The sequence below is a fragment of the Streptomyces sp. NPDC047028 genome (genome assembly GCF_040644095.1).
In the GTDB taxonomy this organism is placed as follows: Bacteria; Actinomycetota; Actinomycetes; order Streptomycetales; family Streptomycetaceae; genus Streptomyces.
Genome location: NZ_JBEYVS010000010.1, coordinates 178,838 through 192,729 on the forward strand (window position 1 = coordinate 178,838; position 13,892 = coordinate 192,729).

The following is a 13,892-nucleotide window of genomic DNA, read 5'->3' on the forward strand; positions in this document are numbered from 1 at the left end:
TGTTGGATGAGCAGGCCGATGTGCCCGGCGCCCAGGCGGGCGCCGATCTCCAGCACGGTGCAGCGGCCGTCGGGGGTGAGTACCTGCTCCTGAACCTCGTATCAGCAGGTCAAGGCGCGCCAGTCCGGAATAGAAACTTCAGGAAAGAGTTCGGGCAACGGCACGGTGACCGTTGCCCAAACGGAGGTCTCTGCGCCTGGAGCATGACGGCGCGTGCGCCTACAGCCGTCAGCGCACTGGTGCTGTCCGCCGGACGTGCTCACGCCGATGCCCGAACGACGGCGTCACATGCATGTGGCGGCGCGGCCAGCTCCCCTGCGCTGGTAGAGGGCGTTGAAGCGTGCAGCAGTGGCCTGCATCTGCTCCATGTGTCGTGCGATGCGCTGGCGGGCCTGTTCTCCCGCTTTTCCGAGGTCGCTACGGGTCATGACACGCAGGGTGCGCAGCAGGGGTTGCAGGACGTGGTCGTGATGGATGGTGAGGTTGTAGATGCCGGCTGCGGCGATACGCAGTGCCCGCTGTTGGAAGCCGGGAATGGTGGTGCCGGGCATCTGAAAGTTGCAGATCGCGTCGGCCAGGGCAGCTGCTGCTAGGTCGGGAGCCATGTCCAGGGCGTCGGCGTAGAGGTCGCGGTAGAAGAGCATGTGCAGGTTTTCGTCTGCGGCGATGCGGGTCATCAGCAGGCGGCCCGGGTGGTCGTTGCAGGCCGCTCCGGCGTTGCGATGGGCTTCACGGGTAGCACGTTCTTGCACCATGACGTAGGCGAGGGCGTGCAGTGGCGTGGGCTGATCGCTGTGGAAGCCTGCGCTCATGGTGCGCATGCGCTGACGCTCTAGCGCGACGGGGTCTACGGCCCGGGTGGCGTGCAGGTAGCCGCGCAGTGCGTGGGCGTGCCGGTCTTCCTCGGCGGTCCATCGGTGCACCCATTCGCCCCAGGCCCGTTGGCGCCCGAACCGGGTGGCGATCTCGAAGTGGTAGCTGGGCAGGTTGTCCTCGGTCAGTAGGTTGATGACGAGGGCGTCTCGCACGGCCGGAGCGATGCCGGACTGGCTGGCTGTCCAGGGCTCCCCTCCGAGGGGGCCGTCGTAGTCGGTGGCGGTGCTCCAGGGGATGTAAGTGTGGGGGAGCCAGTCCTGGCAGGTGGCCAGGTGGCGCCCGAGGAGTTGTTCCACGCTCGGTTCGAGTTCGGGGAGAAGGTCGACGTCAGCGGTCATGCCTGAGGGTTCCTCCTTTTTGCGCCTCGGGGAGTCCGGCACCCCTTGCGTCAGACGCCGGGATAGGGGTGTTTTGGGGCGATCATGGCGCAATAGGGAAGAAGTATCCCGCTTACGGGATGCGTGCCGCTGACAACGGTAGGGACCTGTTGCCACCTACGGAGACGCTCATCGATCACATCCTTGTCGCCGGCGGGCGGGGTTCGGCCGCTGGGAGGAGCGTCCCTCGGTCCTGGCGGCGCCGGCATGTCCAAGATGTATGGCTTTTGAACTGAAGATTCCTTTATTGCTGTTTCACAGCCGCTATGTGCAGGTTTTGTGTATATGCCGTTCGCGGGAGTGAATGGACATCACGCTGTCGTCCGCCGCCCTGATATCCCTAGATCGCAGGTGACAGAGGTTGCAGCCGTCCCGCTGGCGGCGTTCTCACGTTCTCGGGATGCACGGTGGCGAAAGCGTGCGGGAGGTGACGTCGTGGCTCGTACGCGGGCGCAGGCGGGAGCTCTGCAAGAGGAGTTCTGCCCGCTGGGGACTGCAGAGTGGGGAGCGCGGCAGATGTACGACCAGCTGCATGCGGCCGGGCCCTTTCATCGCGTGGTGCTTCCCGGAGGGCTGCCGGCTCTCGCTGTGACCGGGCATGCGGAGGTCAGGTCTGCGGCACGGGATGGACGACTGGTGCATGACCCGAGGCGGGTTGTGGGCGCCGGGCACGGTATTGCGTCGCGCCGTTACCCGCTGGACGGTGTCTCCGCTAGCCGCCACGTTCTCAGTGCCGACGCTGCCGATCATGTCCGGCTCCGGGCGTTGCTGCGGCCGTTCTTTACACCGGAGGCGATCGCACGGCACGCGCCGGTGGTGCGCCGCTCGGTTGGCCGGGCCCTCGACCGGTTCGCGGAACACGGTGGTGGAGATCTGGTGGCCCATCTCGCGCGGCCGGTGGCGACTCGGACGGTGGCGCACCTGCTGGGTCAGAGCGTGGAGGAGGCGAAGACGCTGGTCGGGTTGAGTCTGCGGCTGAGTTCCTGCACGGATCCGCAGGAAGAGTCGATGGTCGCGGCCACCGCAGCGATGAGCAAGGCGCTAGCGGCTCTGGTGGCGCGGGCACGGCGCAGGCCTGGGGATGATCTGGCCACTGCGCTGGTGGCGGCGTACCGGCGGGGGCTCATGTCGGGCGACGAGTTGCTCGGGATGCTGTCTTTCGTGGTGTTCGCTGCCATGGACTCGACGCTCGCCGTCATCCCCGCCGGCGCCGTGCACTTGCTCGACGAGGCTCACAGCGAGGTCAGGCAGGCTCTGGCGGCGGGTTTGGGCGACGAAGACCTCGTCATCGAGGAGACATTGCGGCTGGCTGCTCCTTTCACCTACGGCGTGTGGCGCTTCGCCGCCGAGCCGATGACGCTCGGCGGACATCAACTCGACGTCGGCCACCTGGTGGTGCTCTGCTTCCCTGCGGCCAATGTCGATCCGAAGGCCTGGCCTTCGGCCTGGCAGTTGCGACCCGGGCGCCCGGGCGCAGGGCGGCACCTTTCGTTCGGGCACGGCCCGCATTTCTGCCCCGGTGCTGGTCTGGGCCGTCTGCAGGTCCGCACGGCGCTGGTCGAACTGTTCCGGCGATTTCCTGAACTGCGTCTCGGTGTCGCTGCGCACCGTCTGTCGGGGGGCGCGAACGTGGCGCGCCACTTTTCCTCGGTGCCGGTGCTGACCAACGGGCCTGACGGCGGCGGCAAAGCTGCGGAGCCTGTGAGCGAGGCCGGGACACCGGGGGTGCGGGCATGAACATCGTGATGACGGGCGCCACCGGATTCGTCGGCTCCCACCTGCTGGCACGTCTGCTGGCGGACGGACACACCGTCAGGGCGTTGGGACGCGACACGCCGCAGAAGGCGCTGGTGCGGCTCGCATCCGCACTGCAGGCTACGGGTGCACCGGCGCCGGTCGTTGCGGCGCTGCCCGCCCAGGTGCGCCCGGTGACGGTGCGGATCGAGGCGCCGGGTCTCGGCCTGGAGCCCTCGGAGTTCCGGCGGCTGGCCGACGAGGCCGATGTGATCTGGCACAGCGCCGCGGTCACCGGCCTGGAGGCACCATCGGATCTGGTGCACCGCGTCAACGCCATGGGAACACGCAACATCCTGATGCTGGCGTCGGCCGGTACCGGGCTTACGCGGGTCTGTCACATCAGTACCGCGTTCGTGGCAGGTGGCCGCCGCTCCGGCCTGGTGGGCGAGGACGACCTGGACGCTGCCAACGGCTTCCTCTGCCCTTACGAGGAGTCGAAGTACACGGCCGAGCGCCTTGTCCGCGCATGGGCCCGGCGGCGCGCGGGGCGGCGTGTGACAGTCTTCCGCCCCAGTGTGTTGGTGACGAACCGGCCTGTGCCCAGGTCGGCGCCCCAGCACCCCAACGCTCTGCTCGGCGCGCGGCTTTCGCTGCTGGCACAGCGCGGCCCCGGGCCGATGCGCCGACGGCTGGGCCTGAACTCCGACGCCGGAGAGGGCGCAACGGTCGGCATCCGGATGGAGGGCCGGCAGGACGCAATCCTTAACATCCTGCCGGTCGAGTACGCGGTGGACGCCATGGTCCACCTCGCAGAACTCGAGCAGGATACGCCGGTGCGCACCCATCACATCGTGCACCCCATCGACACTCCGGTACGCACGCTGGTGGACCTCACCACACGCCTTGTGCCCTGGCTCAGGGTGGAACTGGTGGAACGCATCACCGCTCCCAACCCTGGCGAAGTCTTCCTGCGGACGATGTCGGGCGGCTACCACCTCTACTTCGGCCTGATGCGGCGCTACGCCCGCGCGACACTCGACGCCGCCGATGCCGCGCGCGGCGCCGCCCCGCCACCCCGGCTGGACGACGAGTACCTGGACGCGACGCTGCACGGCGCACTCGCATCCCGTCCCCCGACCGGCGACCGCCACCCCAACCCTGCCCGCCTTCCCCTGTCCCACTCACAGTTGAGGAACGCCGAATGACCCAGGCAACCCCGATCCAGATCGACGAGGCGATGCTGGGCCGCCTGCTGACTGAGCACCTGGAGGTCTCCCCCGACCTGATTCGCCCCGACGCCACCTTCGAGGAACTCGACCTGGACTCGCTCGCCGTCCTCGAACTCGTTGTGGTACTTGAGGAGCAGACGGGCGTCGAACTTCAGGAGAATGAGCTGGGGTTGGGGCCGTCCACCACTCTGGCCGAGGCCGGACGGGCCCTGTCCCGGATGGTGGAGCAGACGGGTGGCACCGACAGCGCCTGCCAGGAGAACAGCCGGTGACGGTATCCGATCACGAGGTGGTGGTGACCGGCCTGGGGCTGGTCACACCGGCCGGCACCGATGTGGAGTCCACCTGGCAGCGAGTGTGTGACGGGGCATCCACCGCCGCCCCTGACCCCGTGCTCGCCGGCCTGCCGGTGTCCTTCTCCTGCCGCGTCGACGACGACGCCCTGGCGGCGGCCGCCGGACCTCGTCTGGCCTGGCGCGCCGACCGGTTCATCCGGCTCGCCCTGGCCGCCGCAAAGGAGGCAGCCCGCGACGCAGCGCTGGACCCCTCAACCTGCGAATCCACCCGGGTGGGCGTACTGCTCGGCGTGAGCGGCAGCAGCCAGGACCACACGACGGACGTATACGCAGCCATCGCAGCCGGCAGATACCGGGCCGTCACGCCCACCGCCGTGCCTCGCTGCTCACCCAACATGGCCGCCGGCGAGGTGGCCAGGGCACTGGGCGTGCTCGGCCCCACCATGTCCGTCAGTACCGCATGCGCCTCCGGTACCACCGCGGTCGGCATGGCGGCCCTGCTGATCCGGACAGGTCTGTGCGACATGGTGGTGACCGGAGGCTGTGAGTCCGCGTGTGCCCCGGTGGGAGCGGTGACGTTCTGGCGGATGGGCGCGCTGGCCAGCGGACGGCACGACCCGGCGGCGTCCTCACGCCCGTTCGACGCCGACCGCGACGGCTTCGTCCTGGCAGAGGGAGCCGGCGTCCTGGTCCTAGAACGTGCCGGACATGCCCGCGCCCGCGGCGCCCGTGCGTACGCCCGCCTGGCCGGGTACGGGGCAACGAGCGATGCCCATCACCCCACCGCGCCCCACCCCGAAGGGCTCGGCACCCAGCAGGCTTTCCGAATCGCCCTGGCCGAGGCAGGGCTGCTGCCGAGCGACATCGACCACGTCAACGCCCATGCGACCTCAACCCTCCTCAACGACCGCATCGAGGCAGCGGCTCTGCGCGCCGTGTTCGGCTCGCCGCCGCCGGTGACCGCGACCAAGAGCGTCCTCGGGCACGCCCTGGGCGGCGCCGGCGCCATCGAGGCGGTCTGTTCCGTACTGTCCCTGCACCACCAGCTCATCCCACCGACCGCGAACCTCGACCGGATGGACCCCGAAATCGACCTCGACGTGGTCACCAAGCAACCACGGTCGCACCGGATGAACACGGTAGCCAGCAACTCCAGCGGCTTCGGCGGACAGAACGCCGTCGTGATCTTCCAGCACCCGTGAAGGACCTGGTGACCGCCCTGCACGCGGGACTGGAGCGTGCACATGCCGCCGCCTGAGATCGCCGTCACCGGGATCGGGCTCATCACCCCGGCCGGCACAGACACGGACAGCGTCTGGAAGACGATGGCAGCCGGCCGCTGCCTGGCGGCCGACGACCCCGTCCTGGACGGACTCGAAGTCACGATCTCCTGCCCGGCACCGTTCGACGCCCGGACGGAACTCGACGCCAGAACGGTGCGCCGCCTGGACCGGTTCACCCACCTGGCACTGGCCGCCGCCCGCCGCTCAGCCGCGGATGCCGCACTGGAGCCGGCCGGCCGCATCGCCCAACGGATCGGAGTGGTTCTCGGTGTCGGCAGCAACAGCCTGCACACCTACCCGGCCGCGTTCGACCGCCTGACCCAAGGCCGGCCCAACTCCGTCTCACCCCTCGCCCTGCCGCGCAGCGTACCCAACATGGCCGCCGCGGAAGTAGCCGCCGATCTCGGCTTCCTGGGCCCGAACTTCACCGTCTCCAGCGCCTGCGCATCGGGAGCCACAGCCCTCGGCATCGCCCGGAGCCTGCTGCTGGCAGGCACCTGTGACGTCGTCCTGGCCGGCGGCGCTGAGTCCGCCCGGTCGGCAATGACCGCGACCTGCTTTCACCAACTGCGCGCACTCTCACGCCGCTGCGAGAACCCCCACCAGGCATCCCGTCCCTTCGACGCCGACCGCGACGGCTTCGTCCTTGCCGAGGGCGCCGCCGTACTGGTCCTGGAGCGCCGCGACCAAGCCCGCCGCCGCGGCGCCCGGGCCCGCGCCCTGCTGCGCGGCTTCGGCGCCTCGGCGGACGCCCACCACCCGACCGCACCCCACCCGCACGGCCGCGGAGCCGAGCAGGCCATCCTCGCCGCCCTGAAGGACGCCGGCCTCAGCCCCCACGACATCCATCACATCAACGCCCACGGAACCTCCACCCAGGCCGGCGACGCAGTGGAAGCCGAGCTCTACCTGCGCCTGTACCGGGGCACGCCGCCCCCGGTCACCGCGTCCAAGAGCGTCCTCGGACACGCTTTGGGAGCGGCAGGCGCGATCGAAGCGGCGTTGAGCGTCCTGGCTATGGAACACCAGCAGGTCCCACCGACCGCCAACCTGGTCCGCCAGGATGCGGGCCGGGAACTCGACATCGTCGTCCGCCACCCACGGGCCCTGCCACTGGAGACCGTTCTGTCGACCTCGTTCGGCTTCGGCGGACAGAACGCCGCACTCGTCCTGACCACCCCCTGACTAGCGGGAAGAGCACCGCCGTTGATCCAAGTCGACCCTTTCCTCGCCTACGGCATCTCCTCCGCCTTCGCCCTCGCCGGCGCGCCACGGGCGCTCACCACACCTTCAGCGCCGCGGCCCGCAGCCCTGAAGGCCACGCTGCTGTTTCTGGGGCTGCTCTTCGTACCCTGCGGCCTGTGGCTGCTGCATGCCTTCCCCGCCTGGGAGACCATGCAGGTCATCCCCGACCCACCCGGATGGCTGGCCCTCGCCTTCACCGCCGGCGTTCTCACCGCAGGCACGGCCGGCGTACTGGTAACGGAGCATCTGCTGCGCCGCGGGCTGTTCAAAGCCGCCCTCCTGCAGACGGCCTGGCCCACGTTCGCCATCGTCACCCTCTTCCTGCACGGCTGGGACGGGACGGGCCTGCGGCGCCTGCTCACCGCCGCTCCCGCTCAGTGGCCGGCCACCGCCCGCAGCCGCGTGACAGATCTCGCCGGCCACTGGGTCGGCACTTCCGTCGCCCTCACCCTCGCGGTCATGCTCGCCACCGTGACACCCGTCGTGTTCTGGCTGCTCCGCCGCCTCAGCCTGAACGCGCAGCAGAGCCAAGGGCCACGACTCGCCGCCGCCGCAACACGCTTCGCCACCGCCCTGCTCGCCTTCATGGCATGTCCTGGGATCCTCGCCGCCGCCTGCCTGGTCCTGCTGATGCGAATGCTGGGGGAAGCCGCGGGCTGCGTCGTGTTCACCATCACGGCACTCCCTCTCCTGCATCCCCGCGGCCCCCTGGCCCGCGCCCTCGCCACCTGCAGCCTGAACCCAGCGCTCCGTCCAGCAAAAGCCCTGATCAGACGTTCAGAGGCCCAGCAGCTGTAGCCCGCCTGCCTCCGTTGACGCCGATCCAGAGAGCACCGCCCCATGCCTCCTCCCGCCCCACGGGCCGACCATCTCTGCCACCTCACCGCCGGAGGCGGGACCCCTCTGCCGCTTACCAGCGCCTTCACCGGAGAAAACCTCGGCGTCGCTCCCACCTGCACTGCCGCCGACATCCTGGCCACCGTGCACCGCGCGCGGCAGCACTGCCGCCTCTGGGCGAGCACGCCCGGTCCCGCCCGCCGCAAGGCTCTGGGCCGGCTCCTGGCGCTGGTCCGCGCCGATAGGCAGGCTCTGCTTCCTCTCGCCCAGCACAGCTGCGCTCTGAGCCACCATGACGCGGCCGCGGACTTCGCCGCCGCAGCCCGCCCGCACGCAGCGACCCGCGCCAACGGCTGGCAGCTGTTTCGCCGCCAGCCCCTCGCAGACGCGGACGCCGCCGTGCTGTCCACCCGCACCGACGACGCCCGCCCCTTCACCTCGCTTCTGGAAACCGTGCTCCCGGCGCTCTGCTCCGGCTCCTGCGTCATTACGCAGGTGACCCGGCGCACGGCCGTGGTCGCAGCCCGCCTGGCGGCGCTGGCCTTCTACGCCGGGATTCCCGAAACCGCCTGGCAGCTCGTCCTCGGAGCCGACCACCAGATCCACGCTCTCCTCACTGAGCACACCGACACCCACCAGCCGGGCTGCTGCCCGCTCCGGCCGGGCGGGGCCCGCCCGACTGCTCCCGCGCTGATGGCAATCCGCCACGACGCGCGGCTTCCGGCAGCCCTGCGTGCGGCACTGCAAACCTGCTTCGCAGGCGCCGGACGGGTATGCACCAGCACCCCCGTCGTCGCCGTCCACACCGGCCACTACCAGCGCTTCGTCGAGGAGTTCGCCCACGCCGCCGCACGCCTGCCGGTCCTGCCACCGCTACAAGAGCACTCGACCCTCAGCGCTCTGGCCGACGCGAGCCAGGCGGCAGGCCTGCGCGCCTACCTACGAGCCGCACCTGCCGCCGGCACAAACATCCTGTACGACGCCGGCCCCCGCCCCGCTCTCGCACCTGCGCTCCACGGCCCTGTCGTGCTGACCCATCCACACACGTGGACGCTGGACCCCGCCGCGATCCCCCCGGGGCCGCTCGCCGTCCTCGTACCGTTCCGCTCCTGGTCACAGGTACTCGACCTCGCTCGCAGCAGCGGACGCCACGTCAGCATCCACACCACCACGGCCGCCTCCCAACTGCTGCCGCAGTTCGCCAGCCTCGCGGCCGACGACGTCGCGATCAACGCGCCCCTTCACCGCAGACCCCGGCCGACCGCAGCCCGCACTCCGCACTGGACCCCAAGCCTCCCCTGAGCCTCATGGCTGGCGCGGGGCGCTGCGCGAACGCACGCGAAACGCCAGGAAGGCCAGCAGCACGGCCCCGGTGAACCACGCCGATTGCAGCACCAGACAACTCCCCGACCGGGCTGAGGAAAACGCCGCACCCGTGGCCAATTGGAAGGCCCCGTACGAGGGCAGCACCCGCACGCCGTCGCTCCCGGCTCCGCCGCTGAACGCCGGGTTCTGCAACCCGACATCCACCATGCTGATCATGACAATCGCGAACATTCCCTCCACCTCACGGCGCAGCACAGTCCCCAGGGCCACGCCGAGCACGCCGTACGTCGCCGACGCGCTCAACAACGCCACGGCCAGCAGCAGCGGCTGCCGCGGCGGCCAGAACACGCACAGGACCCCGGTGGCATAACCGCACACCACGGCGGCGACCGCCAGGAGAGCCACCAGTTTCGCCACGACAAGATGCACGCGCCGGCTGCCGGCCAGAACCAGCCGCCGGTCGAAGTCGCCCGTGCTGAAGGTGACGGCGAACATCATGAACCCGGCGATCAGCGTCGCGGTGTTCAGCGCACCCGCCACCTGGGACAGCTCACGCCCGTCCGGCCGCAGCACCAGCCCCGCCGACCGCAGAACGAAAACCGCCGGCGCACTGGGCAGCATGAACCCCGCCAGGGTGATCCACCCCGGAACGAACAGCGTAACCAGCAGCAGCGCAAAGCGATTGCGGCCCTGCTCCACCAGCGCGTACCGGGCCGCGGTGAGCAGACCACCGCTCCTCATGCCGCCCATCACCGCCCACACCGCAGGACGCCGTCGGAAAGCCGCCACAACTCGTCGAAGCGCTCGGCGTCATGGGCCAGGTGAGACACCACCAACACCGAGCGGCCCTCGTCACGCAGCCGCCCCGCGATCTCCCAGAACCTCAGGTACGTCTCCCAGTCGAAGCCCTGGTAAGGCTCATCGAGCAGCAGCACCTGCGGATCATGCATCAACGCCAGCGTCAGATTCACCTTCTGCCGCGTGCCACCGCTCAACTGCCCCGTCGGCACATCCAGAAAATCACCGAAACCAAGCATCTCCACCAGCTCTGCGGAACGGCCCAGCCCCGGCAACCGGTAAGCACTGCGGAAGAAATCAAGGTGCTGCCTGACTGACAGGTGCGGGTGGAGGACGGCACGCTGCGGGCACGTCCCCACACGGCCCTCGATCTGGACAGCACCGCCATCCGGCCGCAGCTCACCAGAAAGAACCCGCAGCAACGTCGACTTACCGGCGCCGTTCTCGCCGACCACGCCCGCCAGCACACCCCGGCCGAGCGTCAGGTCCACACCGTCAAGCACAGCATGCCGCCGGTATGCGTACCGCAACCCGACAGCCCTCATGGCCGCCCCCACCGGCACCTTCACGTTCTTCATGCACTGCCAACGAACGGCACCACCCGCCGGTGATGGGAATCTTTGAAAACGGCTCTGACCGTAGTTCCGTGAATCCCATCGCCATGGACGGCCCGGCCGTTGGCATCTGCACCGCGTCATGAATGATCACCCATGGGCATACACTCGACGCCTGCCCGGGCCAGGTCCCGGTTCCAGTGCTGATCCGTGCCCGGGGCGACCATGGCGTACAGAACGACCTATCCCCTTCACCGGCGGTGCCCGCAAATGCATCGGCGACCGCTTCGGGCTCGCCGAAGCCACGCTGGCCCTCGCTGGCATCTCCGCCCGATGGCAGCTCACGCACGCTCTTCCCCGCGGGTGTCTTCTTCGCCGGCTTCTTGGCCGACGGCTGCTTCTTGGCCGCCGTCTTCTGACACCCATACAAGCCTGGTCAGATATCTGATCAGGATTGCAACGTGCGGTGTGTGTGCCGCTAGCTTCCAGGCTGGGAGCTCTCTCCCGTCTCTGGCGGCGGTGCGGGATAACCAGGCCGGTGCCTGGGTAGCCGTCGCCGGCGATCGTCATCGTGGCGCCCACGGCGGCCTTGGCGCCAGATTCCTCCCAGCCTCGGGAGTCATGTCGGTCGCCGGGCAAGGGCCGGCCGACTACGACGACCAGACGGGTGTCGGGCGTCGATGACGAGCTGGTGGGCGGTGGAGCAGCGGCAGTTTTTGGACTGCTCGGCGATCGTGCCGTCGCGGGTGGGGACGAGAGTGCCGTCCACGATGAGCACGGTGTTCTTGCGGAACCGCCGGCATGACTGAAGAGTGACTCGAACACGTGAACGAAGATTTTGTCGCGTCTCGCGCTGCTCCGGTTCCTAGAGCGCGTACAGCAGCGCGACCTTCAACAAACCCGGCGGTGGATCGCCGATGAGCAACTCCGGGAAACCGAACGGTAACGCCTTCTGGCAGCCCGGCCCCCGCAGCCGGACTGGTTGTTGGAGCAGGACCTGAACGGGCACAGCCCGCCCGTGTACGTGCACTGCGGCGACTACTGGAACTTCGGGAAACGTAGCCGCGGCATCAGCCGGGACGAGGCGCTGTGGGCCCCCGCGGATGCAGTCGCGGCGTGCGGCGCGTGCCAGCCGGACACGGAGCTGCGCTACTTCGACGGGTGATCGCGTATCCGCTCGATGAGCAAAGCGGCTGACGCGTGCGATCCGCAGCTCTTGTCAGGGGCCGCGACTCGATCTCCATTTGGGTGCGAGACCGCCCCTCGTCCGTATGTACCGGCTGCGGCAATGATCATGTGGCGGACGCGTTGTTCGTAGCTTGGGACTGGTGCGCAGCCGTCCGGCTGCGCCTGCCGTTGAAAGGAGTTAAGGGCTTCATGAGCGATCACGGAGACGCCGAGCATGCTGAGTTCAGTGAAGAGGACATCCACGTGGTCAGCACCCAGGGCAATGTCAGCAGGGAGGAAGCCGTCAAGGCGCTGGCTGCCGCCAGCGGCGACCCACTCGCGGCCTTGATCGAGCTCGGCCGCTGAGCGCTACAAGGATCACGCTGGTCGGACAACGAGACACGGCGGTACACCCCTAGCTGGTGGGCTGCCGCCGTGTCTCGGACTGTGCCAACAGCCCAGCTCACCGCCACGTCAGCTGGGCCCTTCGTAGTGTCCGCTGCGGGCGGTAGCTACTGGGGCAGGCCGCGATGACGCCGCGGGTGGCACCCCGCATGAGCGCTCGACGAGCCTGGCGTCCACACGGCAAGCGCGATCCCCCCCACAAACCGGCAGTTGCCGCGCCGACACCGTGCACCGGCCCGCCGGCACCCGTCCGAGACACCCCGCGCGCGCCGGCCTCCAGCCACCGTTATACGTCCCGCCCCTGACACCCCGACACTTCGGTCAGCACGCGGACATGAGCAGAGGTCAGCTGACCGCCAGCCTCCAGCCCGAGCAGACACTCCACCACAGCCGCACCCCTGCGCACCAGCCGAGTCGTCCGGTACCCCTTCGTCTTCTCACGGACCGCCCCATCACGGGTAAAGCTCCGTCACCAGCGGAGACAGCAGAGGACTCCGCATTGAAATGACGGAAAGCCAGAACTACTCATTCCAGGGAAAGACCCCGGCAGGCCGACCCTGCAACCGGCCACAGGAGTTCACGGAGCGCGAATTCCGGTCAGCTCGAGCTGCGGAACAATTCGAGCCCCGGACAACGGAGGTGTCCGCCCGGCAACGGAGCACATATTCTGTGCTGTTCTATCAGTGGGTTTTCGTCACTGATCTGTCAGTGGTTGGGTTGGTGTGTGCGGACAGGATACGGGGCGAGGTCGGCACGCCGGTCGATCGCACACCGCAACCGTCAGCACCGCATCCAGGCTGGGCTCATGCGGCGTGACAGCCACCCCGACGATCACCTTGGCCCCACAGTCGATGAGCCAGGTCACCCGCGCACAGACCAACCCCCCCTCGACGCCGGCCTCGTCCGGGACACGCTTGTGATCGCTCTGCCACACCGCATCACGATGACCAGCCGGCCGACTGGCAGACACACCATGAACCCGCCGCCGCTCTTTCACCCTGCCGCAGCCCCGGGCGCTCACCCGTCGTCAGGGTCCCGGCGGATCGCCCGATGCAGCGTGGCCAACGACGGCACCGACCCGTGCGACGGGTGTCCAGCCGAGCGCACTCGACAAACTCAGCGTGCACACGGGAAGCCCTGCCACCCACAGAGCCAGCAGCCGCCGCATCTGCGCCGTCACCGTGAACCGGCCGGCCCGACACCCACCCTGGACGCTCGCGCGGCCAGCGGACAGCCACCGCCACACCGTCCGCTCCGAACACCCCAACGCCTCCGCCGCCAGCGGGACATGAGCAGACGCCAGCTCATCACGGGCCACCAGCCCGAACAGACCCCCCACTGCAGCCGCACGCTGCACACCAGCCGAGTCGTTCGACACTACTCCTTCGTCTTCTCACGGACCGTTCCCTCGCCGGAGAAGCTCCGGCATAGCGGAGACAGCAGTGGACCTAGTGCGCGAGGACGGCTCGTTTGACCTCTGGCCACAGGTTGCCCGGGAATGCCAGCACAACGTACTCTCATCACGAATTCCAACAGCCCTCTTTGCAAACCAAAATGACGAGACATCAGGAAGACCGAATCCACTGGGTACCCCGACAAGCCCACCCTGTAGCCAGCCAACGGAATTCGCGGAGCGAATTCCGTTCAGCTCGAATTGCGGAGCAATTCGAGCCCCGGACAACGGAGTTGTCCGCCCGGCAGCGGAGCTGCCGGCCGCCGCGCGGAGCGCGGGTGCCCGGGGGCGGGGGAGGGGTTGTTGCAG

12 protein-coding genes and 2 pseudogenes are annotated in these 13,892 nt (G+C 69.0%); 10 read left to right on the forward strand and 4 right to left on the reverse strand.

Annotated features, from left to right (window positions below; genetic code table 11):
* Positions 1-284: 284 nt before the first annotated feature.
* Entirely contained in the window at positions 285-1,214 is a 930-nt protein-coding gene (locus tag ABZ854_RS12275; RefSeq protein WP_361208271.1) for an acyl-ACP desaturase, read from the reverse strand.
* A 555-nt stretch (positions 1,215-1,769) separates the two neighbouring features.
* On the opposite strand from ABZ854_RS12275, the gene ABZ854_RS12280 reads away from it, so the two are divergent.
* Genes ABZ854_RS12280 through ABZ854_RS12310 form a run of 7 tightly spaced genes read left to right on the forward strand, consistent with a single transcriptional unit; the run spans position 1,770 to position 9,182 of the window.
* A complete protein-coding gene (locus ABZ854_RS12280) occupies positions 1,770-2,990 on the forward strand; it encodes a cytochrome P450 (protein ID WP_361208274.1) in 1,221 nt (406 codons plus the stop codon).
* Positions 2,987-4,195 carry an SDR family oxidoreductase gene (locus ABZ854_RS12285; protein WP_361208277.1) on the forward strand — a complete coding sequence of 403 codons (1,209 nt, stop codon included), beginning with the start codon at positions 2,987-2,989 and terminating at the stop codon, positions 4,193-4,195. The genes ABZ854_RS12280 and ABZ854_RS12285 overlap by 4 nt, the downstream gene beginning before the upstream one ends.
* Positions 4,192-4,491: a phosphopantetheine-binding protein gene (locus tag ABZ854_RS12290; protein WP_361208280.1), complete on the forward strand. Its 300-nt coding sequence runs from the start codon at positions 4,192-4,194 to the stop codon at positions 4,489-4,491. Before ABZ854_RS12285 ends, ABZ854_RS12290 begins: the two co-directional genes overlap by 4 nt.
* Positions 4,488-5,717, forward strand: a complete 1,230-nt coding sequence (locus tag ABZ854_RS12295; RefSeq protein ID WP_361208283.1) for a beta-ketoacyl-[acyl-carrier-protein] synthase family protein — start codon at positions 4,488-4,490, stop codon at positions 5,715-5,717. Before ABZ854_RS12290 ends, ABZ854_RS12295 begins: the two co-directional genes overlap by 4 nt.
* Positions 5,718-5,759: 42 nt before the next feature.
* Positions 5,760-6,983, forward strand: coding sequence for a beta-ketoacyl-[acyl-carrier-protein] synthase family protein (locus tag ABZ854_RS12300; RefSeq protein WP_361208286.1), 1,224 nt, complete (start codon positions 5,760-5,762; stop codon positions 6,981-6,983).
* Between the two features lie 21 nt (positions 6,984-7,004).
* Entirely contained in the window at positions 7,005-7,841 is an 837-nt protein-coding gene (locus tag ABZ854_RS12305) for a hypothetical protein (protein ID WP_361208289.1), read from the forward strand.
* A gap of 42 nt (positions 7,842-7,883) precedes the next feature.
* Positions 7,884-9,182, forward strand: a complete 1,299-nt coding sequence (locus tag ABZ854_RS12310) for an aldehyde dehydrogenase family protein (RefSeq protein ID WP_361208292.1) — start codon at positions 7,884-7,886, stop codon at positions 9,180-9,182.
* Positions 9,183-9,185: 3 nt separating this feature from the next.
* Here the strand turns inward: ABZ854_RS12310 and ABZ854_RS12315 are convergent, their stop codons facing one another.
* Both ABZ854_RS12315 and ABZ854_RS12320 read right to left on the reverse strand, forming a co-directional pair.
* Complete coding sequence (locus ABZ854_RS12315; protein WP_361208295.1) at positions 9,186-9,959, reverse strand: ABC transporter permease; 774 nt, start codon at positions 9,957-9,959, stop codon at positions 9,186-9,188.
* Positions 9,956-10,582: an ABC transporter ATP-binding protein gene (locus tag ABZ854_RS12320; protein WP_361208298.1), complete on the reverse strand. Its 627-nt coding sequence runs from the start codon at positions 10,580-10,582 to the stop codon at positions 9,956-9,958. The genes ABZ854_RS12315 and ABZ854_RS12320 overlap by 4 nt, the downstream gene beginning before the upstream one ends.
* A 220-nt stretch (positions 10,583-10,802) precedes the next feature.
* Here ABZ854_RS12320 and ABZ854_RS12325 point away from each other — a divergent pair.
* Positions 10,803-11,006, forward strand: a pseudogene (locus ABZ854_RS12325) (hypothetical protein); the annotation flags it as partial.
* Between the two features lie 34 nt (positions 11,007-11,040).
* Here the strand turns inward: ABZ854_RS12325 and ABZ854_RS12330 are convergent.
* Positions 11,041-11,375 (reverse strand): annotated as a pseudogene (locus ABZ854_RS12330) (transposase); the annotation flags it as partial.
* A 168-nt stretch (positions 11,376-11,543) separates the two neighbouring features.
* Between ABZ854_RS12330 and ABZ854_RS12335 the strand changes: the two are divergent.
* Both ABZ854_RS12335 and ABZ854_RS12340 read left to right on the forward strand, forming a co-directional pair.
* On the forward strand, positions 11,544-11,723 hold the full coding sequence (locus tag ABZ854_RS12335; RefSeq protein ID WP_361208301.1) for a DUF6233 domain-containing protein: 180 nt from the start codon (positions 11,544-11,546) through the stop codon (positions 11,721-11,723).
* A gap of 212 nt (positions 11,724-11,935) precedes the next feature.
* Entirely contained in the window at positions 11,936-12,091 is a 156-nt protein-coding gene (locus ABZ854_RS12340) for a hypothetical protein (protein ID WP_361208304.1), read from the forward strand.
* Positions 12,092-13,892 lie beyond the last annotated feature (1,801 nt).